29 protein-coding genes are annotated in these 25,143 nt (G+C 65.6%); 9 read left to right on the top strand and 20 right to left on the bottom strand.

Annotation, left to right across the window (positions count from 1 at the left end; translation table 11 throughout):
- Nucleotides 1-54 precede the first annotated feature (54 nt).
- Complete coding sequence (locus ACIGJG_RS01580) at nucleotides 55-723, top strand: ComF family protein (RefSeq protein WP_140949327.1); 669 nt, start codon at nucleotides 55-57, stop codon at nucleotides 721-723.
- Nucleotides 724-826: 103 nt separating this feature from the next.
- The gene (trmL, locus tag ACIGJG_RS01575) at nucleotides 827-1,297 is read left to right on the top strand and encodes a tRNA (uridine(34)/cytosine(34)/5-carboxymethylaminomethyluridine(34)-2'-O)-methyltransferase TrmL (RefSeq protein ID WP_011296500.1); all 471 of its coding nucleotides are present in this window, start codon (nucleotides 827-829) and stop codon (nucleotides 1,295-1,297) included.
- 9 nt (nucleotides 1,298-1,306) lie between these two features.
- Here the strand turns inward: trmL and ACIGJG_RS01570 are convergent, their stop codons facing one another.
- The 5 genes from ACIGJG_RS01570 to ACIGJG_RS01550 all read right to left on the bottom strand — a co-directional run bounded on the left by ACIGJG_RS01570 (nucleotide 1,307) and on the right by ACIGJG_RS01550 (nucleotide 4,862).
- Nucleotides 1,307-2,293 (bottom strand): Bug family tripartite tricarboxylate transporter substrate binding protein, encoded by a 987-nt coding sequence (locus ACIGJG_RS01570; protein ID WP_011296499.1) that lies wholly within the window; start codon nucleotides 2,291-2,293, stop codon nucleotides 1,307-1,309.
- 31 nt (nucleotides 2,294-2,324) lie between these two features.
- Nucleotides 2,325-3,341 (bottom strand): NAD(P)H-dependent glycerol-3-phosphate dehydrogenase, encoded by a 1,017-nt coding sequence (locus tag ACIGJG_RS01565; protein ID WP_140949328.1) that lies wholly within the window; start codon nucleotides 3,339-3,341, stop codon nucleotides 2,325-2,327.
- 110 nt (nucleotides 3,342-3,451) lie between these two features.
- On the bottom strand, nucleotides 3,452-3,970 hold the full coding sequence (gene secB / locus ACIGJG_RS01560) for a protein-export chaperone SecB (RefSeq protein ID WP_011296497.1): 519 nt from the start codon (nucleotides 3,968-3,970) through the stop codon (nucleotides 3,452-3,454).
- 131 nt (nucleotides 3,971-4,101) lie between these two features.
- The gene (gene grxC, locus ACIGJG_RS01555; protein WP_011296496.1) at nucleotides 4,102-4,359 is read right to left on the bottom strand and encodes a glutaredoxin 3; all 258 of its coding nucleotides are present in this window, start codon (nucleotides 4,357-4,359) and stop codon (nucleotides 4,102-4,104) included.
- Between the two features lie 89 nt (nucleotides 4,360-4,448).
- Nucleotides 4,449-4,862 (bottom strand): rhodanese-like domain-containing protein, encoded by a 414-nt coding sequence (locus tag ACIGJG_RS01550; RefSeq protein ID WP_011296495.1) that lies wholly within the window; start codon nucleotides 4,860-4,862, stop codon nucleotides 4,449-4,451.
- A 189-nt stretch (nucleotides 4,863-5,051) separates the two neighbouring features.
- On the opposite strand from ACIGJG_RS01550, the gene gpmA reads away from it, so the two are divergent.
- The 3 genes from gpmA (at nucleotide 5,052) to ACIGJG_RS01535 (ending at nucleotide 8,390) form a co-directional block, all read left to right on the top strand.
- Nucleotides 5,052-5,798, top strand: a complete 747-nt coding sequence (gene gpmA / locus ACIGJG_RS01545; RefSeq protein WP_011296494.1) for a 2,3-diphosphoglycerate-dependent phosphoglycerate mutase — start codon at nucleotides 5,052-5,054, stop codon at nucleotides 5,796-5,798.
- A 171-nt stretch (nucleotides 5,799-5,969) separates the two neighbouring features.
- On the top strand, nucleotides 5,970-7,568 hold the full coding sequence (locus ACIGJG_RS01540) for a S41 family peptidase (protein ID WP_011296493.1): 1,599 nt from the start codon (nucleotides 5,970-5,972) through the stop codon (nucleotides 7,566-7,568).
- Nucleotides 7,569-7,640: 72 nt separating this feature from the next.
- Nucleotides 7,641-8,390: a HesA/MoeB/ThiF family protein gene (locus tag ACIGJG_RS01535; RefSeq protein ID WP_483672676.1), complete on the top strand. Its 750-nt coding sequence runs from the start codon at nucleotides 7,641-7,643 to the stop codon at nucleotides 8,388-8,390.
- Nucleotides 8,391-8,396: 6 nt separating this feature from the next.
- Here ACIGJG_RS01535 and mnmH read toward each other — a convergent pair whose 3' ends face one another.
- The 12 genes from mnmH to ACIGJG_RS01475 all read right to left on the bottom strand — a co-directional run bounded on the left by mnmH (nucleotide 8,397) and on the right by ACIGJG_RS01475 (nucleotide 19,871).
- Entirely contained in the window at nucleotides 8,397-9,497 is a 1,101-nt protein-coding gene (mnmH, locus tag ACIGJG_RS01530) for a tRNA 2-selenouridine(34) synthase MnmH (protein ID WP_483672675.1), read from the bottom strand.
- Complete coding sequence (gene selD, locus ACIGJG_RS01525) at nucleotides 9,497-10,540, bottom strand: selenide, water dikinase SelD (RefSeq protein WP_011296490.1); 1,044 nt, start codon at nucleotides 10,538-10,540, stop codon at nucleotides 9,497-9,499. Before selD ends, mnmH begins: the two co-directional genes overlap by 1 nt.
- Nucleotides 10,541-10,688: 148 nt before the next feature.
- Entirely contained in the window at nucleotides 10,689-11,168 is a 480-nt protein-coding gene (gene bfr, locus ACIGJG_RS01520) for a bacterioferritin (protein WP_011296489.1), read from the bottom strand.
- Nucleotides 11,169-11,294: 126 nt separating this feature from the next.
- Entirely contained in the window at nucleotides 11,295-11,600 is a 306-nt protein-coding gene (locus tag ACIGJG_RS01515) for a (2Fe-2S)-binding protein (protein ID WP_041679451.1), read from the bottom strand.
- A gap of 213 nt (nucleotides 11,601-11,813) precedes the next feature.
- Nucleotides 11,814-13,574 carry a phosphoenolpyruvate--protein phosphotransferase gene (ptsP, locus tag ACIGJG_RS01510; protein ID WP_011296487.1) on the bottom strand — a complete coding sequence of 587 codons (1,761 nt, stop codon included), beginning with the start codon at nucleotides 13,572-13,574 and terminating at the stop codon, nucleotides 11,814-11,816.
- A 49-nt stretch (nucleotides 13,575-13,623) separates the two neighbouring features.
- Entirely contained in the window at nucleotides 13,624-13,893 is a 270-nt protein-coding gene (locus tag ACIGJG_RS01505; RefSeq protein WP_011296486.1) for an HPr family phosphocarrier protein, read from the bottom strand.
- Complete coding sequence (locus ACIGJG_RS01500; RefSeq protein WP_011296485.1) at nucleotides 13,862-14,317, bottom strand: PTS sugar transporter subunit IIA; 456 nt, start codon at nucleotides 14,315-14,317, stop codon at nucleotides 13,862-13,864. The genes ACIGJG_RS01505 and ACIGJG_RS01500 overlap by 32 nt, the downstream gene beginning before the upstream one ends.
- Nucleotides 14,318-14,417: 100 nt before the next feature.
- Nucleotides 14,418-15,371: a glutathione synthase gene (gene gshB, locus ACIGJG_RS01495; protein ID WP_011296484.1), complete on the bottom strand. Its 954-nt coding sequence runs from the start codon at nucleotides 15,369-15,371 to the stop codon at nucleotides 14,418-14,420.
- Nucleotides 15,372-15,380: 9 nt separating this feature from the next.
- Nucleotides 15,381-16,676 carry a glutamate--cysteine ligase gene (gshA, locus tag ACIGJG_RS01490; RefSeq protein ID WP_011296483.1) on the bottom strand — a complete coding sequence of 432 codons (1,296 nt, stop codon included), beginning with the start codon at nucleotides 16,674-16,676 and terminating at the stop codon, nucleotides 15,381-15,383.
- A gap of 439 nt (nucleotides 16,677-17,115) precedes the next feature.
- Complete coding sequence (locus tag ACIGJG_RS01485; RefSeq protein ID WP_011296482.1) at nucleotides 17,116-18,657, bottom strand: ammonium transporter; 1,542 nt, start codon at nucleotides 18,655-18,657, stop codon at nucleotides 17,116-17,118.
- 26 nt (nucleotides 18,658-18,683) lie between these two features.
- Nucleotides 18,684-19,022: a P-II family nitrogen regulator gene (locus ACIGJG_RS01480; RefSeq protein WP_011296481.1), complete on the bottom strand. Its 339-nt coding sequence runs from the start codon at nucleotides 19,020-19,022 to the stop codon at nucleotides 18,684-18,686.
- A gap of 51 nt (nucleotides 19,023-19,073) precedes the next feature.
- The gene (locus ACIGJG_RS01475) at nucleotides 19,074-19,871 is read right to left on the bottom strand and encodes a TorF family putative porin (protein WP_011296480.1); all 798 of its coding nucleotides are present in this window, start codon (nucleotides 19,869-19,871) and stop codon (nucleotides 19,074-19,076) included.
- 380 nt (nucleotides 19,872-20,251) lie between these two features.
- Here ACIGJG_RS01475 and ACIGJG_RS01470 point away from each other — a divergent pair, with 380 nt between their 5' ends.
- Together ACIGJG_RS01470 and ACIGJG_RS01465 are read left to right on the top strand one after the other, a co-directional pair.
- A complete protein-coding gene (locus tag ACIGJG_RS01470; protein ID WP_041679795.1) occupies nucleotides 20,252-20,530 on the top strand; it encodes an accessory factor UbiK family protein in 279 nt (92 codons plus the stop codon).
- 91 nt (nucleotides 20,531-20,621) lie between these two features.
- Nucleotides 20,622-22,163, top strand: coding sequence for a YifB family Mg chelatase-like AAA ATPase (locus tag ACIGJG_RS01465; RefSeq protein WP_011296478.1), 1,542 nt, complete (start codon nucleotides 20,622-20,624; stop codon nucleotides 22,161-22,163).
- 16 nt (nucleotides 22,164-22,179) lie between these two features.
- On the opposite strand, the gene ACIGJG_RS01460 is transcribed toward ACIGJG_RS01465, so the two are convergent.
- The 3 genes from ACIGJG_RS01460 to ACIGJG_RS01450 form a co-directional block, all read right to left on the bottom strand.
- The gene (locus ACIGJG_RS01460; protein ID WP_166486975.1) at nucleotides 22,180-22,353 is read right to left on the bottom strand and encodes a hypothetical protein; all 174 of its coding nucleotides are present in this window, start codon (nucleotides 22,351-22,353) and stop codon (nucleotides 22,180-22,182) included.
- Nucleotides 22,354-22,436: 83 nt separating this feature from the next.
- Nucleotides 22,437-23,081 (bottom strand): LysE family transporter, encoded by a 645-nt coding sequence (locus ACIGJG_RS01455; RefSeq protein ID WP_140949331.1) that lies wholly within the window; start codon nucleotides 23,079-23,081, stop codon nucleotides 22,437-22,439.
- A 35-nt stretch (nucleotides 23,082-23,116) separates the two neighbouring features.
- Nucleotides 23,117-23,713: a hypothetical protein gene (locus tag ACIGJG_RS01450; protein WP_011296476.1), complete on the bottom strand. Its 597-nt coding sequence runs from the start codon at nucleotides 23,711-23,713 to the stop codon at nucleotides 23,117-23,119.
- A 131-nt stretch (nucleotides 23,714-23,844) separates the two neighbouring features.
- Here ACIGJG_RS01450 and ACIGJG_RS01445 point away from each other — a divergent pair, with 131 nt between their 5' ends.
- The gene (locus tag ACIGJG_RS01445) at nucleotides 23,845-24,357 is read left to right on the top strand and encodes a SoxW family protein (RefSeq protein WP_220631635.1); all 513 of its coding nucleotides are present in this window, start codon (nucleotides 23,845-23,847) and stop codon (nucleotides 24,355-24,357) included.
- A gap of 118 nt (nucleotides 24,358-24,475) precedes the next feature.
- On the top strand, nucleotides 24,476-25,012 hold the full coding sequence (locus tag ACIGJG_RS01440; RefSeq protein WP_011296474.1) for a TlpA disulfide reductase family protein: 537 nt from the start codon (nucleotides 24,476-24,478) through the stop codon (nucleotides 25,010-25,012).
- Nucleotides 25,013-25,143 lie beyond the last annotated feature (131 nt).

The following is a 25,143-nucleotide window of genomic DNA, read 5'->3' as shown; positions in this document are numbered from 1 at the left end:
GGACGGCAAGTATACGCGCGCACCGCGAAAGCCGCCGGACAGGTCCGCGGGCTGATGCGCAAGCTGCTGCCATGTGCGTGCGCGCTGTGCGGGACGGTGCAGGATGAAGTAGTGTGCCGCGACTGCGTTGCCGAACTGCTCTACCCGGTGTCGCGCTGCCCGGTTTGCGCGATGGGGCTGGCACCAGGCGAGCCGTGCCGGGCATGCGCGCAGCATCGGCCCGATTTCGACCGCGCCTTCACGCTCGGCGACTACGGCATTCCGCAGGATTCGCTGGTTCTGGCACTCAAGTATGGCAAGGTGCTGTCGCTGGCCGGGTGGCTCGCTGCCGCGCTCGCAAGCCGGGTACGGGCCGCTGGCACGCCGATGCCGGAGCTGATCGCGCCCATCCCGCTGTCGCCGCAACGGCTGGCCGACCGCGGCTTCAATCAGGCGTGGGAGATCGCCCGTCCGCTCGCGCGCCATCTGGGCGTGGCGAGCGACCCGGCGCTACTGGAACGTCCGCGCGATATCGCCACCCAGCACTTGCTTGATCTGGCCCAGCGTCAGATGAATGTGCGCGGCGCATTCCGCATAAGCCGGTCCCGACCCCTTGCGGGCATGCACGTGGGTCTCGTCGATGATGTGATGACGACCGGCGCCACACTGGACGAAGCGGCGCGCACGCTGAAGGCACATGGCGCGGCACGAGTCAGTGTGATCGTCGCGCTGCGTACGCCATAAGAGGCCAATGGCGGCGGATGACAGCGCCGCCCGCGCGCGGTAAGCTGCGCACCGTTTTTGATGCCGGGGCCATGGCGCCCTGCCCTGCCAAGGAAACCGCCCCATGTTCCATGTCGTCCTGGTCGAACCGGAAATCCCGCCTAACACCGGCAATGTGATCCGTCTGTGCGCGAATACCGGTGCGCAGCTGCATCTGGTCAAGCCATTGGGATTTCCGCTCGAGGATGCCCGCATGCGGCGTGCGGGACTCGACTATCACGAGTACGCTACCATGCGCGTGCACGACAGCTGGGACGCGCTGATGGCCAGCGAGCAGCCCGATCCATCTCGCATGTTCGCACTGACCACGCATGGCTCGACGCCATTCGGGCAGGTCAGTTTCCAGCCCGGCGACTGGTTCGTATTCGGTTCCGAAACGCGCGGACTCGCACCGGAGCGGCGCGAATCGTTCCCCCCGTCACAGCGCATCCGTCTGCCGATGCGGCCCAACAACCGCAGCCTGAACCTGTCGAATACCGTGGCCGTGGTCGTGTTCGAGGCGTGGCGCCAGAACGGCTTTGCCGGCGGCGCCTGAACGCCGGCGCTATTCCGGCTGCACGCCCGCCGCGCGGATCACCTTGTCCCAACGCACCTTCTCGCTCGCCATGGTTTGGCGCAGCGATGCCGGCGCCGTGCCTGCCGGCACGAAATACTGCGCGCGCATTTTCTCGCGCACGTCGGCGCTGCCGATGATGGCCACCAGCTCACGATAAAGCCGGTCGATGATCGCAGGCGGCGTGCCCGCCGGCGCCAGCACTGCCTGCCATGAAATCGCTTCGAATCCGGGATAGCCGGATTCCGCCACGGTCGGCACCGATGGCAACACCGCCGTGCGGCCCGTGGTGGTCACCGCGAGGATGCGCAGCTTGCCCGCATTGACGAGCGGCATCGCAATCGCCGGCACCATGAAGCCGGCCTGGATCTGTCCGCCCACCATGGCCGTAGTGACCTGCGGGAAGCCAGGATACGGCACGTGCTGCAGGTCGATGCCGGCCATGGCCTTGAGTTGCTCCATCGCGAGATGCGCGGCACTCCCGTTACCGACTGAACCGTAGTTCAGCGCCCCGGACTTCGTCTTCGCCAGCGCCACGAACTCGTGCAGGTTATGCACGGGCAGCCTTGCATCGACGACCAGCACATTCGGTGATGTCGCGACCAGCGTAACCGGCGCCAGCTGACGGAACGGATCGTAGTTCAGGTTGCGCGACAGAGATGGCGCAGTCACCAGCGGCCCGTTGATCGTGAATAGCAGCGTGTAGCCATCGGGCGCGGCCTTGGCCACCATGCCCGTGCCGATATTTCCGCCGGCGCCAGGCCGATTTTCCACGACTACGGGCTGGCCCAGCGTCCCCGCGAGCTTTTCCGTAAGCAGGCGCGCGATCAGGTCGGGCGACGATCCCGCGGGGAACGGCACCACCATGCGCAGCGGCCGCGACGGCCAGTTGTCGGGCTTGTCGGCCCAGGCAGGGGAAACTGCGCCGGCAGCGCAGGTACAGGCAAGCGCGATCAGCGCGCGGCGACGGGAAGTCATGCGTAGGGAATCGAAGAGTACTGAACGAAGGCTATTCGTCGCGCGCGTCGCGCTGCAGGAGTTGCGCCACGGCATCCGCGGCGCTCAGGCCTTCGAACAACACCGCGCACACGGCGCGCGTGATCGGCATCTCGATCTTGCAGGCCTCGGCCAGTGCGGCCACGGCCTGCGCGCAACGCACGCCCTCGGCGACATGCCCAAGGCTCGCGAGGATCTGATCGAGGCTTTGTCCGGCCGCGAGCTGCTGTCCGACCTTGCGATTACGCGACAGGTCACCGGTAGCCGTCAGGATCAGGTCGCCCACGCCGGCGAGGCCCATGAACGTTTCCGCGCGTCCACCAAGCGCCAGGCCAAGGCGCGTCATTTCGGCCAGCCCACGCGTCACCAGCGCGGCGCGCGCGTTGAGCCCCAGACCCAGGCCATCGCTCGCACCGGTGGCGATCGCCAGCACGTTCTTCACTGCGCCGCCGACCTCGACACCGGTCAGGTCGTCGCTGCCGTAGATGCGCATGGCGTGATGATGGAATGCCGCCTGCGCGCAATCCGCCAGCGTTGGCACGCTGCCCGCGACTGTCAGCGCGCACGGCAGGCCCAGCGCCACCTCGCGCGCAAAGCTGGGGCCGGTCAGGACGCCATAGTCGAATCCGCTGGTGCGGCCCGCGGCGTCGAGTTCTTCGCGCACCATCTGGTGCGGCAGCGCGTGCGTGCCGGCCTCGAACCCCTTGCACAGCCACAGCATGCGCACATGGCCATTGCCGCGCCCGGCGAGCCGGCGCGTCATTTCGCGCAGGCCCGACACGGGCGTGGCTACGACTACGAGGCCATCGGGATCGCCGGCGGCATGACCGACTGCCTGCTCGAAGTCCGCTTCCACGCGCAGCCGCGGAGACAGTGGCACGCCCGGCAGATAGGCCTCGTTGCTGCCGGTCGCCGCGATCGCGGCAAGCTGGGCGGGATCGCGTCCCCACAGCACCACGTCATGGTTGGCGGCGGCATGGCTCGCAAGTGCGGTGCCCCAGGCACCTGCACCGAGGAAGGTCAGTTTCATGGCGGCTCGAACGGTGGATCGGCGCAATCGATGGTAGCCCTGTGCGCGGGCCCCGGAAAGGCAAAACGGGGCCGCAGCCCCGTTTCGTCAGGCAGTGCGGGACTGCCGGATCAGTGGCGAGCCTGGCTGCCGTCAGGCATCACGATGCCGCTGTTGGCGCCGCCGGCGGCCTGGGCTTCTTCCATGGCGGCCTGCAGGCGCTGCTCGTACAGGGCCTGGAAGTTGATTTCCGACAGGTGGATGGCCTGGAAGCCTGCACGCGTGATGACGTCGGCAATATTGCCGCGCAGGTACGGATACAGGATGGTCGGGCAGGCAATGCCCAGCAGCGGGTCGAGCTGCTCGACCGGCACGTTGCGGATGTCGAAGATGCCGGCCTGGTGCGCTTCCACGAGGAAAGCGACCTTTTCCTGGACCTTGGTCGTCACGGTGCCCGTCACCACCACTTCGAAGATGCCTTCCTGCAGCTGCGAAGCGGCCACGTTGACCTGGACTTCGACCGACGGCGCTTCCGATTCGAGGAAGATGCCCGGCGAGTTCGGCTGCTCGAGCGACATGTCCTTGAGGTACACGCGCTGGATGTTGAAGAAGGGTTGGTCTTCCTGCTGGGTGTTTTGCTGGTCGCTCATGAAAGGCTTCCGGGATGGGCGTTGGACGCGGCGGCCGGGTGCGGCACGAGCCTGCGCCCGGTTGGAAAACGCATATGGTACATGACGCGGGTGGCAATATCACCCGCGCCGGAGCCGCGGGTTGCTCTGGCTCAGGCGGCCAGCAGCGGCGTCAGTCCGCCCTGGCGGTCCAGCGCGGAGAGATCGTCGAAACCGCCAACGTGGGTGTCGCCGATATAGATCTGGGGCACGGTGCGGCGACCGGTGCGCGACATCATTTCCTCGCGCTTGCCGGGTTCACGGTCGATCAGGACCTTCTCGATCGTCTCGACGCCCTTGGACTTGAGCAAGCGCTCAGCCATCACGCAATAAGGGCACACCTGCGTGCTGTACATGACGACGCGGGCCATGCAGTTCTCCTTCGTTACTCAAACGCCGCCGGCCCCGCGCTAGCGGGATCCGGCGTATGTGACGGACAGGCCGGCCAGTCTGGCGCGGCTTACTTGATGACCGGAAGCCCGGCCTGCTGCCAGGCGGCGAGGCCGCCTTCGAGCACATAGGTCTCACTGTACCCGGCTTCCTTGAGCGCTGCCTGAGCCTTGCCGAGGCCCTGGCCGGTCTGGGATACCACGATGATGGGGACAGCCTTGTCCTTTGCAAGACCCGCCGCGCGCGAGGCCAGGTCCGACAGCGGGGCGCTCTTGGCCTGCGGCAGGTGCCCCTTGGCATACTCGGTGGCTTCGCGAATGTCCACGACCACCGCGCCACGCTTGTTGATCAGCTGCGTGGCGGCGGCCGTATTGACGGCCTTTCCGCCCGTGCCGCGGGCGATCGTGGGCCAGGCCAGCAGGCCGCCCGAGACCACGGCGAGGGCGATCAGGGCGAGGTTGTTATAGTCGGCGAAGAAATTCACGTTGGCATTCCGTTGGGTTGGGTCGGCGGCATTATAAAATACGCGGTTTGGCGTCCGGGCCTCCGCCGCCAGGCCACAGCGGCCATTGTCGCCTCTTTGTCGTTTCCCGGGCACACAGGAACACCGGCAGGCGGCACCGATGCGGCGGCCCCGGCGCACGCAGGTTATTTACTCTCTGGAAGCAGCAGCATGTACAAGCTAGTCCTCATCCGCCACGGCGAATCGACGTGGAACCTCGAAAACCGCTTCACCGGCTGGGTCGACGTCGACCTCACTGACACCGGCGCCGCGCAAGCCCGCCTGGCCGGCAAGCTGCTCAAGGAAGCCGGCTTCGCCTTCGACGTGGCCTACACGTCCGTGCTCAAGCGCGCGATCCGTACGCTGTGGCACGTGCAGGACGAAATGGACGAGATGTGGATCCCGGTACGCAACGAATGGCGCCTGAACGAGCGCCACTACGGTGCGCTGGCCGGCCTGAACAAGGCAGAAACCGCCGCCAAGTTCGGCGACGAGCAGGTGCTCGTGTGGCGCCGCAGCTACGACACGCCGCCGCCCGCGCTGGAGCCGACCGATCCGCGTGCCTCTTACGACGATCCGCGCTACGCCAATGTGCCGCGCGAGCAGATTCCGCTGACCGAATGCCTGAAGGACACCGTGGCCCGCGTGCTGCCGCTGTGGAACGAATCCATCGCTCCGGACATCCAATCGGGCAAGCGCGTGGTCATTGCCGCTCACGGCAACAGCATCCGCGCCCTGGTTAAGTACCTGGATCAGATTTCGGATGACGATATCGTCGGCCTCAACATCCCCAATGGCACCCCGCTCGTCTACGAGCTGGACGCCAGCCTGCGCCCGCTGCGCCACTATTACCTGGGCGACCAGGAAGCCATCGCCGCCTCGCTGGCGGCCGTGGCCAGCCAGGGCAAGGCCCGCTGAAGGGCCGCCGGGCGGCATGCACCACCCAAAGTGCGGCCGCCCACCGACAGCGGGTACGTGACAGGCCTATTTCTCCACACCGTTTTATACTGTCGGACAAACCGCCCCGCGCCCGGCGCAGGGCGGCTGCAGCCGGCATAATCCCCCTACGTACACGTTCAGGCAGCCCTCATGCGTAAGACGCTCAAGAACATCAGCCTCGTTTCGGTCGGACTCGTCGCCGGCGTGCTGGCCACGCTGCAGATTTCAGCCACCGCGCAGAATTCCGCCGGCCCCCTGCCACTCGACCAGTTGCGGCTGATGGCCGACATCTTCGGGCAGATCAAGCGCGAATATGTAGAGCCGGTCGATGACAAGAAGCTGCTGACCGAAGCCATCAAGGGCATGGTCGCGAGCCTTGACCCGCATTCGGCCTATCTGGACGAGAAAGACTTCAAGGAACTGCAGGAAGGCACGCGCGGCCGCTTCGCCGGCCTCGGCATCGAGATCTCGCAGGAAGAAGGCCTGGTCAAGGTCATCAACCCGATCGAGGACACCCCCGCGTTCCGTGCCGGCATCCAGCCCGGCGACCTGATTACCCGTATCGACGACAAGCCCGTGCGCGGGCTGCCGCTGGAACAGGCGGTCAAGCGCATGCGCGGCGAGCCCGGCACCAAGGTTACGCTGACGATCTATCGCAAAAGCGAAGAGCGCACCTTCCCGATTTCCATCACCCGTGCCGAAATCCGCGTCCAGTCGGTCAAGACCAAGATGCTGGACAACAACACCATCGGCTGGGTGCGCCTGACCAGCTTCCAGGAACGCACGGTCGGGGACCTGGGCCGCCGGCTCAACGAGATGGCCCAGAAGAACCCGGGCCTGAAGGGTATCGTCCTGGACCTGCGCAACAACGGCGGCGGCGTGCTGCAGGGCGCGGTCGGCGTAGCGGCGGCGTTCCTGCCGGACGACTCGACGGTGGTGTCCACCAACGGCCAGGTGCCCGACGCCAAGCGCGTGTACAAGGCGACGTTCAACAACTACCGCCTGTCGTCGCTCGAGGACGATCCGCTCAAGGACCTGCCGGCGCTGTACAAGAAAATCCCGATGGTCGTGCTGACCAACGCCTATTCGGCGTCGGCGTCCGAGATCGTGGCTGGCGCGCTGCAGGACCACCACCGCGCGCTGATCATGGGCAAGACCACGTTCGGCAAGGGTTCGGTGCAGACCGTGCGGCCGCTGACCAATGACACCGGCATCAAGCTGACCATCGCGTACTACTACACGCCGACGGGCAAGTCGATCCAGGCCAAGGGTATCCGCCCGGACATTCCGGTCGACCAGAACCCGGAAGGTGACCCGGACGACGCGCTGATCACGCGCGAAATCGACACCGAGCGCCACCTGCACAACAAGCAGGAATCGGAAGAGCCGGAAATGAACGAGCGTGAACAGCGCCGCGTGGAAGAACTGCGCCGCCTGGAAGAAGAGAACGCGAAGAAGACGCCGGAAGAGCGCGAGAAGGAACGTCGCAAGAAGCCGATCGAATTCGGTTCGGCCGACGACTTCATGTTGCAGCAGGCCATCGCCCAGCTCGACGGCCGGCCGGTCAAGCGCTCCAAGTCGAAGCTCGAAACCAACCCGCCCGCCGACAAGCCGGCCAAGGCCGCGCCTGCGAAGAAGGGCGCCAGCGCCCCGGCTGCCAAGCCCGCCGCGCCGGCGCCCGGCAAGCAGCCGCCGGCCAGTGCGCCGATCGGCGAGCCGCTGGGCACGCCGACCGGCAAGGCGCCCTGAGCGGCACCCTGACCAGAAGCGGCCCTGCGGGGCCGCTTTTTACATTGCACGTCCTGTCCTGAGCCTCATGCCATGAACGACGATCAACTGCTGCGCTATTCGCGCCATATCCTGCTCGATGAACTCGGCATCGAAGGCCAGGAGCGCCTGCTAGGTGCCCATGCGCTGGTGATTGGCGCGGGCGGCCTGGGCGCCGCCGCCCTGCCCTATCTGGCGTCGGCCGGCGTCGGCCGGATCAGCGTGGTCGACAACGACCATGTGGACCTGACCAATCTCCAGAGACAGATCATCCATACCACGGACAATGTCGGGCGCCTGAAGGTGGAGTCCGCGCGTGAGGGCATGCTGCGGATCAATCCGGGTGTGCAGGTTGATGTCATCGCCGCTCGCGTCGGTGATGCCGATCTGGAACAGCTCGTGACACAGGCCGACGTGGTACTCGACTGCTGCGACAACTTCGCCACGCGCCAGGCGGTCAACCGCGCCTGCGTGCATCACCGCGTACCGCTGGTCTCCGGGGCGGCGCTGCGTTTCGACGGGCAGATCAGCGTCTTCGACCGGCGCCAGGACAACGCACCGTGCTACGCATGCCTGTTCCCGCCGTCAGAGCCCGCACCGGAAGTCGCCTGCGCGACCATGGGCGTGTTCGCGCCGCTGGTCGGCATGGTTGGTACCGTGCAGGCGGCCGAGGCGCTCAAACTGCTCAGTGGCGTGGGCCAGAGCCTGGCCGGCCGGCTGCTGATGGTCAATGCGATGACGATGGAGTGGACCACGATGCAGCTCGCGCGCACACCCGACTGCCCGGTTTGCGCCGGGCATTGACAGGCATCAGCGTGCCGAGCGCTCGCGCAGCCAGTCGGTGACCGCCGCGCGGTCGCCGCGGCACACCACACGCGCGGCGCGTTTCTCTTCCTGGTACGCGTACATCGGATCGTAGTAGTCGCGCAGCAGCACTTCGATCCAGGCGCGGTGCGGCGCGGTTTCCCCCCGCTCCGACTGGCTCGTCAGCGCCTGCTCCAGCAACGCCGACAAACGGCCATAGCGTTCACTGCCGAGCCGCGGGGAGATGGCGGCCATGGCGTCACGCAAACGCGTGGCATACGCCTCGAAGCCGGCCACCGGACCAAGCTGCTCGATATGCTCGGCAGCCAGCCCCAGCACATAGTCGCGCAAGACACGCTCCACGCGTTCCTCGAACGACGCCTCCAGCCACACCATCGGGCTGGCCTGCATGCGCTGCCACAGCACTTTGGGCAAGTCCCGGCCACCGATGAAGCGGCCCTCGTCCTCGACCACCAGCGCACGGTAGCCGGCCTCGGCACGCCGCAGCACATCGATGGCCAGCGAATTTTCGAAGTCGATCTGCTGCGGCTGTGGTTGCGCGCGGCGACCGAATGCCGAGCCACGGTGGCAGGCTAGCCCTTCAAGATCCACAGCCGCCGGCACTTCGGCAATCACATCCGTCTTGCCGGTGCCGGTCAGGCCGCCCAGCACAAGAAAGTCCTGCTTGGCCGCGGCCTGCTCGATCACGTCGATCAGGAAGCCACGCATCGCCTTGTAGCCGCCGGTCACGCGCGGATAGTCGATACCCGCTTCGTCGCGGAGCCACTGCTGCACGATCTGCGAGCGCAGTCCGCCGCGGAAGCAATACAGATAGCCGTCCGGATGGGCGCGGGCAAAATCCGCCCATTGCGCGATACGTGTCGCCTTGAGAGCGCCCCACACCAGCCGATGGCCGAGTTCAATCGCCGCGTGCTGCCCTTTTTCCGCATAGCAAAGGCCGACCTGATGCCGCTCTTCGTCATCCATCAGCGGCAGGTTCACGGTGCCCGGGAACGCGCCACGCGCGAATTCGAGCGGTGCGCGCACGTCCATCATCGGCGTGCCGCTCAGGAACAATCGGCGGAGATCGCCGGTATCTTCACGCATCAGGCGACCTCTACGGCATGCTCGCCGCGTGCGGCCAGTTCGCCGATGGGCGCGAGGTCCAGGCCAAGCCGGGTGCAGGCATCGAGGAATGCCGCCTCTCCTGCCGGCTCGACAGCCACGAGCAGGCCGCCGCTGGTCTGCGGATCGCACAGCAGCGCGCGCTGCTCGTCGGTGAGTGTGCCGATGCGATGGCCGTAGCTGTCGAAGTTGCGCTGGGTGCCACCCGGCACGCAACCGGCATCGATATAACGCCGGATTTCCGGCAGCACCGGCACCGCCGCATAGTCGAGCCGCGCGGTCAGGCCGCTGCCATCCGCCATCTCCACCAGGTGGCCCAGCAGTCCGAACCCGGTCACGTCGGTCATCGCACGCACGCCTGCGAGCCGCCCAAACGCGCTCCCCGGACGATTCAGCACGCACATCCAGTCGCGCGCCACATGGGCATGCTCGGGCCGCAGCAATCCCTTCTTCTCCGCAGTGGTCAGCACGCCGATGCCGATCGGCTTGGTCAGGTAAAGCCGGCAGCCGGCGGTGGCCGTGTCGTTGCGTTTCATGTGCATGCGATCGACCATACCCGTCACAGCCAGCCCGAAGATCGGCTCCGGCGCATCGATGGAATGCCCGCCGGCCAGCGGGATCCCCGCGTCGTCGCACGCCTTGCGGCCGCCCGCCACGACTTCGCGCGCAACCTCGGGCGGCAGAACGTTGACTGGCCAGCCGAGGATCGCGATGGCCATCAGCGGATCGCCACCCATGGCATAGATGTCGCTGATGGCATTGGTCGCGGCAATGCGGCCAAAGTCGAACGGGTCGTCGACGATCGGCATGAAGAAGTCCGTAGTGGACACCACGCCGCGCCCGCTGTCGTCGCCGTCGATGGCATAGACAGCCGCATCATCGCGCGAAGCATTGCCGACCCACAGGCGCGGGTCGAGGTTCTGCGCGCCGCTGCCGGCCAGGATCACGTCGAGCACCTTGGGGGAAATCTTGCAGCCACAGCCGGCACCGTGGCTGTATTGCGTCAGGCGGATGGATTCGGCCATGGTCGTGACTCCTGTACGGCAGCCTGGATGGAGAAAGGAATTGGAATGAGAAGGGTTACTGCAGGCGGGCAAGCGAATCGGCGGCGCCAGGATGCGCCACGCGGGGATGCCGGCCGCCACTGCAGGCAGCCTGGCAGGATGCGGCGGCTTACTGCTCGCCCGGCTCCATCTGCGACTGCAGGTAGTTCTGCAGGCCGACCTTGTCGATCAGGTCCAGCTGCGTTTCCAGGTATTCGATGTGCTCCTCGGTGTCGGTGAGGATGTCGACCAGGATCTCGCGGCTCACGTAATCGCCAACGGATTCGCAGTACGCGATCCCTTCCTTCACGGTAGCGTGCGCGGTCTGTTCCAGCTTCAGGTCGCACTTGAGCATTTCGGGCGTGTCTTCGCCGAGCAGCAGCTTGTGCAGATCCTGCAGGTTGGGCAGGCCGTCGAGCATCAGGATGCGGTCGATCAGCCGGTCGGCGTGCTTCATTTCGCCGATGGATTCCTTGTACTCCACGTCGCCGAGCTTCTTCAGGCCCCAGTGGCGATACATGCGCGCGTGCAGGAAATACTGGTTGATCGCGGTCAGCTCGTTCTTGAGCTGGGCATTCAGATGCTGGATGACCTTCTTGTCACCTTTCATGGGTGGCTCCTGTTGCATCGGGCCCGCGCAAAAACACGAACGGCGCCAGAGGCGCCGTATGCAGTCGAATGAAGATGCGAATGCGCGAAAACGCGCCGTGAACTGTGATTCAGTTCATGGGCGCGTTCAAGCCACCAGCGCCTCGCGCTGGTCGTTCGCGACTGCCGGGTCCCGAGTGTCCATTATGGTACATGTGCTGGACACGGAACAGGAGGAAATCTCCACAACCTGGATGTTCGCGATCGTGGCCGCGGTCACGTTGCGCACGGCGGCAACGCCTTCCGCCAACACTTGCTGGGCGCACTCGCGGCACCGTCCGCAACAGGTACCGACACCAAGCGTTTCGGCCAGTTCGTCGAGGGTTTCGACGCCTAGGTGAGCGGCTCCGTGGATTTCACGATCGGTAATCTGGTTGCAGATGCAGACGTACACAACTCCCTCCTTGGGGGCTGGCGGCACCGGCATGCCGCTCGAATGAACATCAGAATACCAAAGATCGAAAATGATAACAATTCCCATTAAGCCACAATTGCACAGGTGGGATTTGCGTCACTCAAGGAGAAGGGAGAAGCCGATTCCGGCGCACATCGCCATCAACAAAGTGATGGTTTATGCGCCGGTGGCGAGCAAAAAACCCTTTAGATTTTAGGGCTTAGCGAGCTGTTCCAGCGCCGCCGTCTGTTCCAGGGGGTCATAGGCGTTGAGGACCTGGTCCACGAGCGGCTCCAGCCGCGCGCAATCGGCGTGCAGGACTTCTTGCTTGACCCGCAGCAGTTGGGCCGGATGCATCGAGAACTCACGCAGGCCCATGCCCAGAAGCAGCCGCGTCATGCTCGGATCCCCGGCCATCTCGCCGCACACTGCCACCGGTACGCCGGCACGATTGGCTTCGCGGATGGTGCGCGCAATGAGCTGCAGCACGGCCGGGTGCATCGGATCGAACAGATGCGCCACGGCGTTATCGGCGCGGTCGATGGCAAGCGTGTACTGCGTGAGGTCGTTGGTGCCGATCGACAGGAAATCCATCCGGCGCAGGAACAGCGGCAACAGCAGCACAGCGGCCGGAATCTCGATCATGGCGCCGACCTTCAGGCCGGGATCGTAAGGCACGCCGCGCTCGTCGAGCTGGCGCTTGGCCTGTGCGAGCAGTTCCAGTGTCTGGTCGATCTCACGCGCATGCGAGAGCATTGGCACGAGCAGCCGTACCGGCCCGAACGCCGACGCGCGCAGCAGCGCACGCAACTGGGTCAGGAACATGGCCGGCTCGGACAGCGACCAGCGGATCGCACGCAGTCCGAGCGCAGGATTCAGTGCGGTCTCAAAATCGTCGCCGCGGCCATCCAGCGGCTTGTCGGCGCCGATGTCGATCGTGCGGATCGTCACCGGCAAGCCGTGCATGGCTTCGACCGCACCGCGATAGGCCGCGAATTGCTCATCCTCGTCCGGCAGTTCGCCGCGACGGTTCATGAACAGGAATTCCGAACGGAACAGGCCCACGCCCACGGCGCCTGCCGACAGCGCTACGCCCGCGTCCTCGGCCATCTCGATATTAGCCAGCAGGTCGATTTCCTGGCCGTCCAGCGTGACCGCCGGCGTATGGCGAAGGCGCTGCAGGCGCTTCTTTTCCAGCGCGCGCTCGCTCTGGCGGTGGCGGTATTCCTCGAGGATGATGGCCGACGGATCGACGATCACGAGACCCGCATCGCCGTCGACGATGATCCAGTCGTCCTGGCGGATCAGCTCGCTGGCGCTTTGCACACCGACCGCGGCCGGAATGTCCAGGCTACGCGCGACGATGGCGGTATGCGACGTCTTCCCGCCCATGTCGGTGACGAACCCGTGGAAGACCGTGTGCCGGAACTGCAGCATGTCGGCCGGCGCAATGTCGTGCGCGACGACGATCACGCCCGGCGCCGGCTCGCCGTCCGCAGCCAGCGCGGGAACCGGGGCCGGCGCCAGCACCGGCGCACCGGCCAGCACCTTCAGGATCCGTTCGACGACTTGGTGGATATCGGTCTTGCGCTCGCGCAGGTATTCATCTTCGATCTCGTCGAACTGGCGCATCAGCTCTTCGAGCCGCGTGGTCAGCGCCCACTCCGCGTTGTAGCGGCGTCCGCGAATCAGTGCCTCGGGCTCGCGCGACAGCGCCTCGTCGTCGAGGATCATGGCATGCACGTCAAGGAACGCGCCGAGTTCCTCGGGGGCGTCACGCGGGAGGTCGCGCTTCAGCGTGATGAGTTCCGCACGTACTGCGGCACGTGCGGATCGAAGTCGTTCGACTTCGTCGTCGAGCCGGTCTTCATCGACCAGGTAGTGCGAGACGTCCAGCGCGGCTGGAGCAAGAAGATGCGCGCGGCCGATGGCGACGCCGCGCGAGACCGGGATGCCGTGCAGGGCAAATGACATGTGCCGCTCCGTCAGGAACGTTCAGGAAACCATGGCAGCGCGGCGGGCCTCACTCGCCCTCGCCAAAGCGGTTGGCGATCAGCGCCAGCAGCGCATCCATCGCCTCCCGCTCGTCCGGTCCGTCGGTCTCGATGGTCACGGTGGAGCCGATCCCCGCCGCAAGCATCATCACGCCCATGATGCTCTTGGCATCGACCTGGCGTCCGTTGCGGGACATCCTGACCTGGCTGGCGAAGTTGCCTGCCAGTTGCGTTAGCTTGGCCGAAGCGCGGGCGTGCAGCCCGAGCTTATTGATGATGGTGGTGTCCCTCTGCAGCATATCGGTCGGGATGGTTGGCTGTTTGATTTTGTACGGTTGTAGTGCCTACCTGCAGCACGCCCTGCGACCCGCCGGCAAGCGCCTTGGCCACGAGCTGATCGAGCTTTTCCCCGCGATAGCAGATGGCGCGCACGAGCATCGGCAGGTTGACGCCAGCCAGCACCCGGACGCGGCCCGGTTCAGCAAGCTTTGCGGCAATATTGGCCGGGGTGGCACCAAAGATATCGGTCAGCACCAGCGCGCCATTGTCTTCGCAGACGGCGTCGAGCCGCTGACGGGCTTCCGCAAGGACGGCGGCAGGATCTGCGTCCGGAAGGACGTCGATGGCCTCCAGCCGCTGTGGCTGGCCACAGTAGACGTGGGCGGCGCAATCGCGCAAGGCCGAAGCCAGGGGAGTGTGCGCGATGATCAGAATTCCTGCCATGATGGTGAATCCGTTGGACTGGCCCGATTGTAGCAGGCGCCCTCCCCCGTATTTTCGCGCCTACGCCCGCTTTCTGCCGGCCTTCGCCCGCTTGTAACGCTCAGGCGCCCGGCGCCTCCACGGCGTGCTCGAGCGCGTCGATAAACATGGCGGCTACTTGAAAACCGGTCTGCTGGGTGATTTCCTGGAAACAGGTCGGACTCGTCACATTGACTTCTGTGAGGTAATCGCCGATCACATCGAGACCCACCAGCAGCAAACCTTGCTCCCACAGGCCCGGCGCCAGCGCCTCCGCAATGTCGCGGTCGCGCACGGTCAGTTCCTGCGCGCGGCCGGTGCCGCCCGCCGCCAGGTTGCCGCGCACTTCGCCCGCCATGGGAACTCGCGCCAGCGAATACGGCACGGGCACGCCGCCGATCAGCAGGATGCGCTTGTCACCGTCCTTGATCGCCGGGATATAGCGCTGGATCATCAGCGTGCGACGGCCATCTTCGCCAAGCGTTTCGACGATGGCCCCGAGGTTCATGCCGTCCGCGCCGACACGGAACACGCCCATGCCACCCATGCCGTCGAGCGGCTTGATGATGATGTCGCGGTGTTCGGCGTGGAAGTCGCGGATGCGCGCGATGTCGCGCGTGACCAGCGTCGGCGTGATGAATTCCGGAAACTGGTTGATGGCCAGCTTCTCGGAATGGTCGCGGATCGCGCGCGGCTTGTTGAACACGCGCGCACCCTGCGACTCCGCCAGTTCCAGCAGCCAGGTGCTGGTGACGTATTCCATGTCGAACGGCGGATCCTTGCGCATCAGCACCGCGTCGAAGTCCTTCAGCGACGTCAGCGCCGGCGTGCCTTCGCGGTACCAGTCATGGCTGTCGCCGGTGAGCTGCAGCGGGGTCGCTACAGTCTCGACCTGGTCGCCAAACAGCGACAACTGGGACTGCAGGCTCCAGAACACGTGATGGCCGCGCGCCGCGGCCTCGGTCATCATGGCGTAGGTGGAGTCCTTGTAGGTCTTGAAGGTCTCCAGCGGATCGGTGATGAAGAGGATGCGCATGGGGGCTCGTCAGAGAATCGGGTTCGGGTCGGTCTTTTCGAGTTCGATCGAGGCCGCCAGCAGCGCCAGCCGAGCTACTACGCCGTACATATAGAAGCGGTTCGGCACTGCGGCACCCGGCTTGGCGTGGCTGTCCGGGATGCCGTTGGGCGCGAACGCAAGCGGCACGAAATGCATGCCCGGCGCATTCAGGTTCTCGTCGTTGCCGCGGCCGGTGTGCACGCGGTAGAAGCCGCCGACCACGTAGCGGTCGATCATGTAGACCACCGGCTCGGCCACGGCCTCGTTGACCTTCTCGAACGTGTGCACGCCTTCCTGGATGATGACGTCGCTGACCTCCAGGCCTTCCTTGACGACGCTCATCTTGTTGCGTTCCTTCCGGTTCAGGCCCTTGACCTCGGACGGATCGCGCACGGTCATGATGCCCATGCCATACGTACCGGCATCGGCCTTCACCACCACATACGGCGTTTCCTTGATCCCGTACTCGCGATACTTCTTGGCGATCTTCTTGAGCACCGCTTCCACCGAATCCGCGAGTTCTTCCTCGCCGATGCGCTCGTGGAAATTCACGCCCGAACAGCGCGCGAAGTACGGGTTCACCATCCACTGGTCGATATCGATCAGCTTGGCGAACTTCTTGGCCACTTCGTCATACGCGGCGAAGTGACTGCTCTTGCGGCGCGTGGACCAGCCGGCGTGCAGCGGTGGCAGCAGGTACTGCTCGTTGATGTTCTCGAGGATCGGCGGAATGCCGGCCGACAGGTCGTTGTTCAACAGGATCGAGCACGGGTCGAAATCCTTCAACCCGAGCCGGCGGTCCTTGGTGCCCAGCCGGGCCAGCGGCTCGACCACCAGGGTCTGGCCATCCGGTAGTTCGATCGGCGTGGGCTCGGTGATTTCCTCCGACAGCGACCCAAGGCGCACATTGAGGCCCGCCTGGCGCATGATTAGCGACAGCCGTGCGACGTTCTGCAGGTAGAACATGTTGCGCGTGTGCCGCTCGGGGATCAGCAGCAGGTTCTTGGCATCCGGGCAGATCTTTTCGATCGCGGCCATGGCCGCCTGCACCGCCAGCGGCAGCATTTCAGGCGCCAGGTTGTTGAAGCCCCCCGGAAACAGGTTGGTGTCGACCGGCGCGAGCTTGAAACCGGCATTGCGCAGGTCCACCGAGCAGTAGAACGGAGGCGTATGTTCCTGCCATTCCAGCCTGAACCAGCGCTCGATGGACGGCGTCGCGTCCAGGATCTTCTTCTCCAGTTCGAGCAGCGGACCGTTCAGCGCGGTAATGAGATGCGGGACCATATCCATCCTGTTGATCTATTGGTCGTCTTAATCGTTCGCCCCGATTGTAGAGGAACGGCCAATTGGCTGCTGGCAAGCCCTTTATAAGGATATGCCCGGCGCAGCCTAAGGGATTGGGATATGGGGATGCCTGCGCGGAAGTAAACCCCCGCCGGCGTAACGAAAAAAAAAGCGCGGCTTGCCGCGCTTTCAAATGGCCTGACAGATACGGGGAGCGTTCTGCAGGTGGAGGAAACTGCCTCAATGGCACTGTATGTGCGCGGCACCACAAAAACAATTGAAGCTTTTTTAGATCGGATTTAAGCGCCCGGCGAAAAGCCGTCCACTTCACCCGCTCCTGCCTTGAACCGCTCGCCGTATGAAAAAAGCCCGGCTCGCGGCCGGGCAAAACTCCTGAGAGTCGATTCCCAATCAGCTCTCCAGCACAACACCTTGACGATCAGACTTCATAGGCGGTTTCGCCGTGCGAGGTGATATCCAGGCCCTCGCGCTCTTCTTCTTCCGGCACCCGCAGGCCGATCAGCATATCCACCAGCTTGTATGCCACGAAGGCCACCACACCGGACCAGACGATCGTGGTCAGCACGCCCTGGAACTGGATCCAGACCTGGCCGGCGATCGAATAGTCGTCGGCCACCTTGTTGGCCACGTAGTCGTAGATGCCGGTGCCGCCCAGGCTCGGCGAAGCGAACACGCCGGTCAGCAGCGCACCCAGGATGCCGCCCACGCCGTGCACGCCGAACACATCGAGCGAGTCGTCCATGCCCAGCATGCGCTTCAGGCCGGTCACGCCCCACAGGCACAGCAGGCCGGCGATCAGGCCGATCGCGATCGAACCCATCGGGCCGACGAAGCCAGCTGCCGGCGTGATGGCCACCAGGCCCGCCACGGCACCCGAGGCACCGCCCAGCATCGACGGCTTGCCCTTGCTGATCCACTCGCCGAAGGTCCAGGACAGCACCGCGGCGCAGGTGGCCAGCAGCGTGTTGACGAAGGCCAGTGCGGCCGAGCCGTTGGCTTCCAGCGCCGAGCCGGCATTGAAGCCGAACCAGCCGAACCACAGCAGCGAGGCGCCGACCATGGTGAAGGTCAGGCTGTGCGGACGGATCGCCTCGCGGCCGAAGCCGATGCGCTTGCCGAACATGAAGGCGCCAACCAGGCCAGCCACAGCGGCGTTGATGTGGACCACGGTGCCGCCGGCGAAGTCCAGCGCGCCCTTCTGGAACAGCCAGCCCGACTTGGCCGTCGCAGCAGTACCGGCGGCAGCGTCAGTGAAGGCGTCCGGACCCGGCCAGAACCAGACCATATGGGCGATGGGGATGTACGAGAACGTGAACCACAGCACCACGAACACCAGCACGGCCGAGAACTTGGCGCGCTCGGCAAAGGCGCCGATGATCAGCCCGCAGGTGATGGCCGCGAAGGCGCACTGGAATGCAAAGTAGCCCAGCTCCGGCACCACCACGCCCTTGCTGAAGGTAGCCGCCACGGCGTCAACCGTCAGGCCCTTCATGAATAGCCGGTCGGTTCCGCCGAAGAAGGCATTGCCCTCGGTGAACGCAAAGCTGTAGCCGTAGACGGCCCACAGCAGCGACACCACCGAGAAGATCACCAGGCACTGCATCAGCACCGACAGCATGTTCTTGGAACGGACCAGACCGCCATAGAACAGCGCCAGGCCCGGCAGCGTCATCAGGATCACGAACGCCGTGCTCACGAGCAGCCAGGCAGTGTCGCCCTTGTTTGGAACGGGTGCTGCCGGAGCGGCAGCGGCCTCGGCCGGTGCGGCGGCAGTGGTTGCAGCCGCGGGGGCAGCCGCAGCAGCGGGTGCCGCTGCAGGCGCAGCGGCGGCGGCCGGCGCGGAGGCCTCGGCCGCCGGCTTGTCCTGCGCGACGGCATGGGTGGACAGGCCGACGCCGGCCGTGCCGATGGCCAGCGCCATCGCGCCCGCCGTCAGGATTCGCTTGAACCAGGTTGTCATTTGCTTAACCTCTTGTCGTTGTGCTGTCACAGGGCATCGCTGCCGGTCTCGCCGGTGCGGATGCGGATGACCTGCTCGATCGGGGCCACGAAGATCTTGCCGTCGCCGATCTTGCCGGTGCGGGCCGACTTCTCGATGGCCTCGATGGCGCGTTCGACCACGTCGTCCGGCACGGCTACCTCGATCTTCACCTTGGGCAGGAAGTCGACGATGTACTCCGCGCCGCGATACAACTCGGTGTGGCCTTTCTGGCGGCCAAAGCCCTTCACTTCCGTGACGGTGATGCCGGACACGCCAACGTCCGACAGCGCTTCGCGCACTTCGTCAAGCTTGAACGGCTTGATGACTGCGATGATCAGTTTCATCGGTTTCTCCTGTGGGCATGCCGGCTTCGGCCTGCCCTGGCTGACGCTCAATTAGAAAGTCTTGGAAAGGGACACCCACCCCGTGTTGTTGCCCACGTTGTGGTTGTAGCTGTTCGTGTAGAACGAGTCCTTTGCGTTGGTGCCGATATAGGCCACCGCCACAGCGAAGCCTTTACCCAGGTCCTTGGTGATGCCGAGCTTCCAGTCCAAGTACGAAGCCGCACTGATGTGCTGGACGTTCTGGTAGCCGACATGCGCGTTCAGCGTCAGGTCCCACACATTGAGCGGGTAATTCACGCTCAGGTCGATGTAGCTGCTGTACTGGCTGTTGGCGATGCCGAACAGGTTGGTGAGCGCCTGGGAGTACTTCAGGAAAACCGGGCCGTAGCCGATGCCGGCATAAATCTCGGTCGTGTAGGGACGCGGCTGGCTGTAGCCACCCGGATAGAAGTACTGCAGCACGCCGACGTCATAGTTGAACTCGAGATCGCTCGCCTTGAAGGTATTCTTGAAGCCGCCGTAGAAATCCATCTCGATCGGCGCCGACACTGACTTGTCAGCGTCCGAGATCCAGCTGATGCTGGAGTTCCAGTTGCCGATGTAGAAGCCGCTTTCGTGCGCGTAGTCGAAGCCGCCCTGAATGGCCGGGCGGCGGTTGGACTGGCTCAGGCCGCGATAGCGGTAATCCGATACCAGTGCAACGTTCGCCGTGAACGTGTGCGGCGACGCGGGCTCGGCAGCGGCGGCAGCCGGAGCCGGCGCCGCTGCGTCCGTGGCGGTCTGGGCGAATGCGGTGGCAGCGGAACTACAGAGAACGACTGCGCTGACTGCAAGGGCCAACTTCTTCATGGATTCCTTCTCCTTTTCCTTTTTGGCTCGGATTTCGTTTCTTAGGGTTTCGGTGATGCTGTCCAACTCACTACTGCAACAGCCGTGCCAGGTATGAGAAAAACACGCATCCGGAAATGCCCGAAGGCTAAAGGGTGATCAAAACCCGGCTTGAATCTGCCTTGCATCAAAGCCAGATCGCGTCAAAAGGTGTGAACGGCCACGACACGGTGCTTTCATGCACGTGCCTGAAGGGCGATAATCGAAGCCTGAAGATGACCAGCCGGCACGCGCGGCACCGCGGTCGCCCGCATTAGGGGCGCCCAATTCCTGTGCGAAAGCGAGGCATGCGGCAGGTCATTTCCCGCATTGGCACCACCACGGTGCGCGAAGGAGAAACCATGAAACCGACCGATCTCTTCAACGACCTGCAGAACAAGGTCAGCGAGGCACTGCGCAACTCGCCGGCAAGGGACATCGAAAAGAACGTGCGCAGCATGATGACCCAGGGCTTCGCCCGGCTGGACCTGGTCACGCGCGAGGAATTCGACGTGCAGTCGCAGGTCCTGGCGCGCACGCGCGCACGCCTCGAGGAACTCGAAGAGCGCGTGGCAGAGCTCGAACGCCGCGCGGGCATCCCGCCCGGCCCGGGCGCGGTGGACACCACCGGGGGCGCATGACGCCACGGTCCAGCGACCCGATCCTTGCCGAAAGGCCGCCGTTTCACGGCGGCCTTTTTCGTTAACGCTTCCATCACAACTTCTTCCCGATATGAGCCTCGCCGTCCTGCATAGCCGCGCGCTCACCGGCATCGAAGCGCCGCCCGTGCGCGTCGAAACCCATCTGGCCAACGGCCTCCCCGTCTTCACCATCGTCGGCCTGGCCGACACCGGCGTACGCGAAAGCCGCGAACGCGTACGTGCCGCCATCATCAATAGCGGCTTTGAATTCCCGAACCGCCGCATCACCGTCAATCTGGCGCCAGCGGACTTGCCGAAGGAGTCCGGGCGATTCGACCTGGCCATTGCGCTGGGCATCCTGGCGGCGAGCGGCCAGATTCCCTCCGCCGAGTTCGATCAGTACGAGTTCGCCGCCGAACTGTCGCTGTCCGGCGACCTGCGCCCGGTGCGCGGCGCGCTGGCGATGGCCATGCGCCTGGCGCGCGAAAACGCCGCGCGGCAGGTCTCCGGCGGCAACCCTCGCGCGTTTCTGGTGGCGGCAGGCAACGGGGCCGAAGCGGCATTGATCGAAGACCTGACCGTCCACAGCGGCACCACGCTGCGCGAGGTCTGCGCCCATTTCACGCCACCGCACGACCGTCGGCTCGCCCGCGCCGTACCGGCCGCGCTCTCGCGGGTGCCGGAGCCCGGGCCGGACCTGCGCGACGTACGTGGCCAGGCGCAGGCGCGGCGTGCCATGGAAGTGGCCGCCGCCGGCCAGCATTCGGCATTGCTCGTTGGACCTCCCGGCACCGGCAAGTCGATGCTGGCTCAGCGGCTGCCGGGGCTGCTGCCGCCCATGTCGCTTGATGAAGCGCTCGAGTCAGCCGCCGTGCTCAGCCTGACGCCGGGCGGCTTCAAGCCGTCGCGATGGGGCGTGCGGCCGTGCCGGGCGCCTCACCACACCGCTTCGGGGCCGGCCATGGTGGGCGGCGGCGGGAATCCTCGCCCCGGCGAGATCTCGCTGGCCCACCACGGCGTGCTATTCCTCGACGAATTGCCGGAGTTCGACCGAAAGGTGCTGGAGGTGCTACGCGAGCCGCTGGAATCTGGCCGTATTACCATCGCACGCGCCGCAGGCCACGCCGACTTCCCGGCGTGCTTCCAGTTCGTGGCGGCCATGAATCCCTGCCCTTGCGGCTATCTCGGGCACCCCGAACGCGCGTGCCGCTGCACGCCGGACCAGATCCGGCGCTACCAGTCGAAGATATCGGGGCCGCTACTGGACCGGATCGACCTGCAGATCGAAGTACCGGCCCAGGACCAGGGCGAGATGCTGGACGGGCCCGCGGGCGAATCCAGCGAAGTCGTGCGCGCACGGGTGCTGGCGGCGCGCGAACGCCAGCTTGCGCGGCAGGGCAAACCCAACAGCGACCTGTCCGGCCGTGAGATCGACAAGCACTGCCCGCTGGAACCGACCGCCCAGGCCTTGCTGCGCGGGGCCATGGCGCGGCTGGCATGGTCGGCGCGCTCTTACTTCCGGGTGCTCAAGGTGGCCCGCACGATTGCGGATCTGGAAGGTGCTGAAGTCCTGACCACCGCGCACGTGGGCGAAGCGATCCAATACCGGCGCGCCTTGCGCACGCCGGGATGAGGGAGATCCAATGCGCTCAGCGGCGCGGCGGCACGCCGACGGGCGGATCGACCGGAGGCGGAACCGGATCCTCTTCGGGCGGCAAAGGCAGATCAGGCGGGACGCCCGGCGGCGGGGGTTCGTCGACAGGCGGCACGGTATGCGTGGGGTGCGCAAACGTGCCGGCTTGGGGGAACGGAATGGTCGGCATTCGGGAGATCTCCGCGGCGAGGGGTCTCTCCCATTGAAGCAAACCGGGCGTCAGGCCGCCAGCACGCAACCGGGATGCGGCTATCAGGCGTGCTGCCGACGCACGAAGAACAGCGCCGCGCCTACCGCCATCAACACGCTGCCGAAGAAGCGGTTCTGCCAGTGCACGGCACGCGCGTTACGGAACAGGCCCTGCATGCGCGAGGCCAGCAACGCGTAGCCGTGCATGACGATCAGGTCCACGCCGCACATGGTGGCCGCCAGGATGGCGAGCTGCGGTGCCAGCGGGCGGGACGGGTCGATGAACTGCGGCAGCACGGCGACCATGAAGATGATGCCCTTCGGGTTGGTCACATTGGTCAGCAGCCCCGTGGCGAAGCGCCGGCGCGGGCTCATGGGCGTCACGCGGACAGCGGTGCTGCCGCTGTCGGTGCCGCCCTCCTCGACCTTCGCTCGCCATTGCTGCAGGCCCAGATAGATCAGGTACATCGCGCCGACGGTCTTGACCACGGCAAACGCATGCTCCGACGCGAGCAGCAGCGCGCCGAGCCCGCCGCCGGCCACGAGCAGGATGATCACCAGCCCCGCCTGCAGGCCGAAGATCGTGGTCGAGGTCCGACGCACGCCGTACGACAGGCCGTGGCTCATCGACAGCACCGCGCCCGAACCGGGCGACACCGCAATGACCCAGCACGCGGCGAAATAGGCCAGCCAGACTTCCCAACGCATCACTTCTCTCCTTCGAATAAATCTTGCCGGGTGGATCAATACGGATGGAATCCGCCCAGGAACTGCTCCACCTGCTCGGCGTTGCGCTGGTCGCGCGCGCCCTCGCCCGATTCCAACACCACTGCCTGGTAAGCCTTGGTGCCCACGGCCACAAGCCGCGCGGTCAGGCGGCGCGGCGACCGGTCCTGCGGCGACACACCGCTGACCTGAACCTCTACGCCATCGAGCGGCCGCGCGGGCTGGTCCGCCGACTGGATTGTCACCGGGCGCGTATGCGCCGGTTCGCTGCCATGCACGCCAAGGTTGGCCACCAGGCCCGACTGCATCGCGGCCAGCGCTTCGCGCCGCAATTCGGCGTCGTCAGACGGCAGCGTGACCACACCGACGGCGAACAGCGTGTCGTCGACGCGGGCTGCCTGCATGGTCATCGGGAGCTTGTGTCCAGCGATGGCCACGTCGCGCGCGGCGCTCGTGGGCTTTGCCGGATAGAGCGCCGCATAGCCTCCGTCGCCCGACTGGATCGTGCGCCAGTCATAGCGCGGCGAGCACGCGCCGAGGCAGGCCACGGCGAGCATCGCTGGCAGAACCAGGCGGAGCCGGGAAAACCACTGACAGGGCTGAGGAAGGGGCATCGGGACGTGGCCGTACACGGTGCGGCGCTTATTGTCGGGACCGGCGCGCGGCGGGCGGGCACGCCTTGCCGTCGGGCGGAAACCGGTATTATCCGGGAAGCGGCCCGCCCGTGCTTGCCGCACTCCACATGATGCGCCCCATTAGTCCGCTCGCTCCAACCGCCACCATCCGTTACCTTGCCGTCCGCCTTGCGGCCAGCTTGCTGTTGACGATGGCAACGCTCGCCGTCCCTGCGTTCGCGGGCACCGCACACCTGCCGCTTGCGACCGACCTGGCCACCCATGCAGCCGATGCCACACGCCGCGGCGAACCGCTCTTGGTGCTGGTTTCCCTGCCCAATTGCGGCTACTGCGAGACCGTACGCAAAAGCTATCTCGGCCCGCAGGCGGCGGCTGGCGAGATCGCTGTGCGCGAACTCGACATGACCGCCGACACGCCGCTGCGCGACACCGACGGCACCATGACCACCGCACGTGCATGGGCGCGAGCCCATCAGGTCCGTGTTGCGCCGACGGTGCTGTTCCTTGACCGGGACGGCAAGCAGGCGGCCGCCCCGCTGCGTGGCCTGCAGCCGGACTTCTACGGTGCCTATCTGGAACAGGCATTGGGCCAGGCGCGTGCAGCCATCGCCGCCTCGCGCTGACCGGCTCCGGACTGCGGCGGATTGACGCAGACGCCGGATGACAGCAACACGGCGCGCACGGGTTTAGAATGGCCTGTTGCCAGTTGAACGGGTCCGGTTCTCGCCGGTCCGCATTGCCATGACAAACCCCGCATCCGCCACTTCGAAACCCCGCAAGCTTTGGCCCATCGCCGTGGCCGTCGTCGTACTCGCCGTGCTGGGCTGGTTCGGCTATCGCGCGCTGTCCCCGTCGAGCCAGGTGCCTGCGGCCACGTTCACGCTGCTGTCGGGCGAGAAGGTCAGCACCGGCGATCTCAAGGGCAAGGTCTACCTGATCAATTTCTGGGCAACGAGCTGCGCCACCTGCGTCAAGGAAATGCCCGACATGGTTCGCACCTACGAGCAGTACAAGGGCAAGGGCCTGGAGTTCGTGGCCGTGGCCATGAACTACGATCCGCCGATGTACGTGATGAACTACGCCAAGACGCGCGGCCTGCCGTTCAAGGTCGCGATGGACTCGGACGGCGCCGCGGCCAAGGCCTTCGGCAATGTGCAGCTCACGCCCACTACCTTCGTCGTCGACAAGGACGGCCGCATCCTGAAGCGCTATGTCGGCGAACCGGAGTGGGACGCCCTGCACAAGCTGCTCGACGGCGCGCTGGAGAAGGCTGCCTGACCGATTTCCCGGCAACGGCAGCGAAAGTTACGAAAAAGGTGCTCATCGAGCACCTTTTTTGTTGGGCGGCTACCGCGTTCGCTTAAGCGGCTTGCGCCACCGGCCTGTATGGATATACAGTTTGCGCCAGT

This window comes from Cupriavidus sp. C1SS-2L (assembly GCF_057073735.1).
Note: the sequence above shows the minus strand (reverse complement) of the source record. Positions and strands in the feature narration are given on the sequence as shown.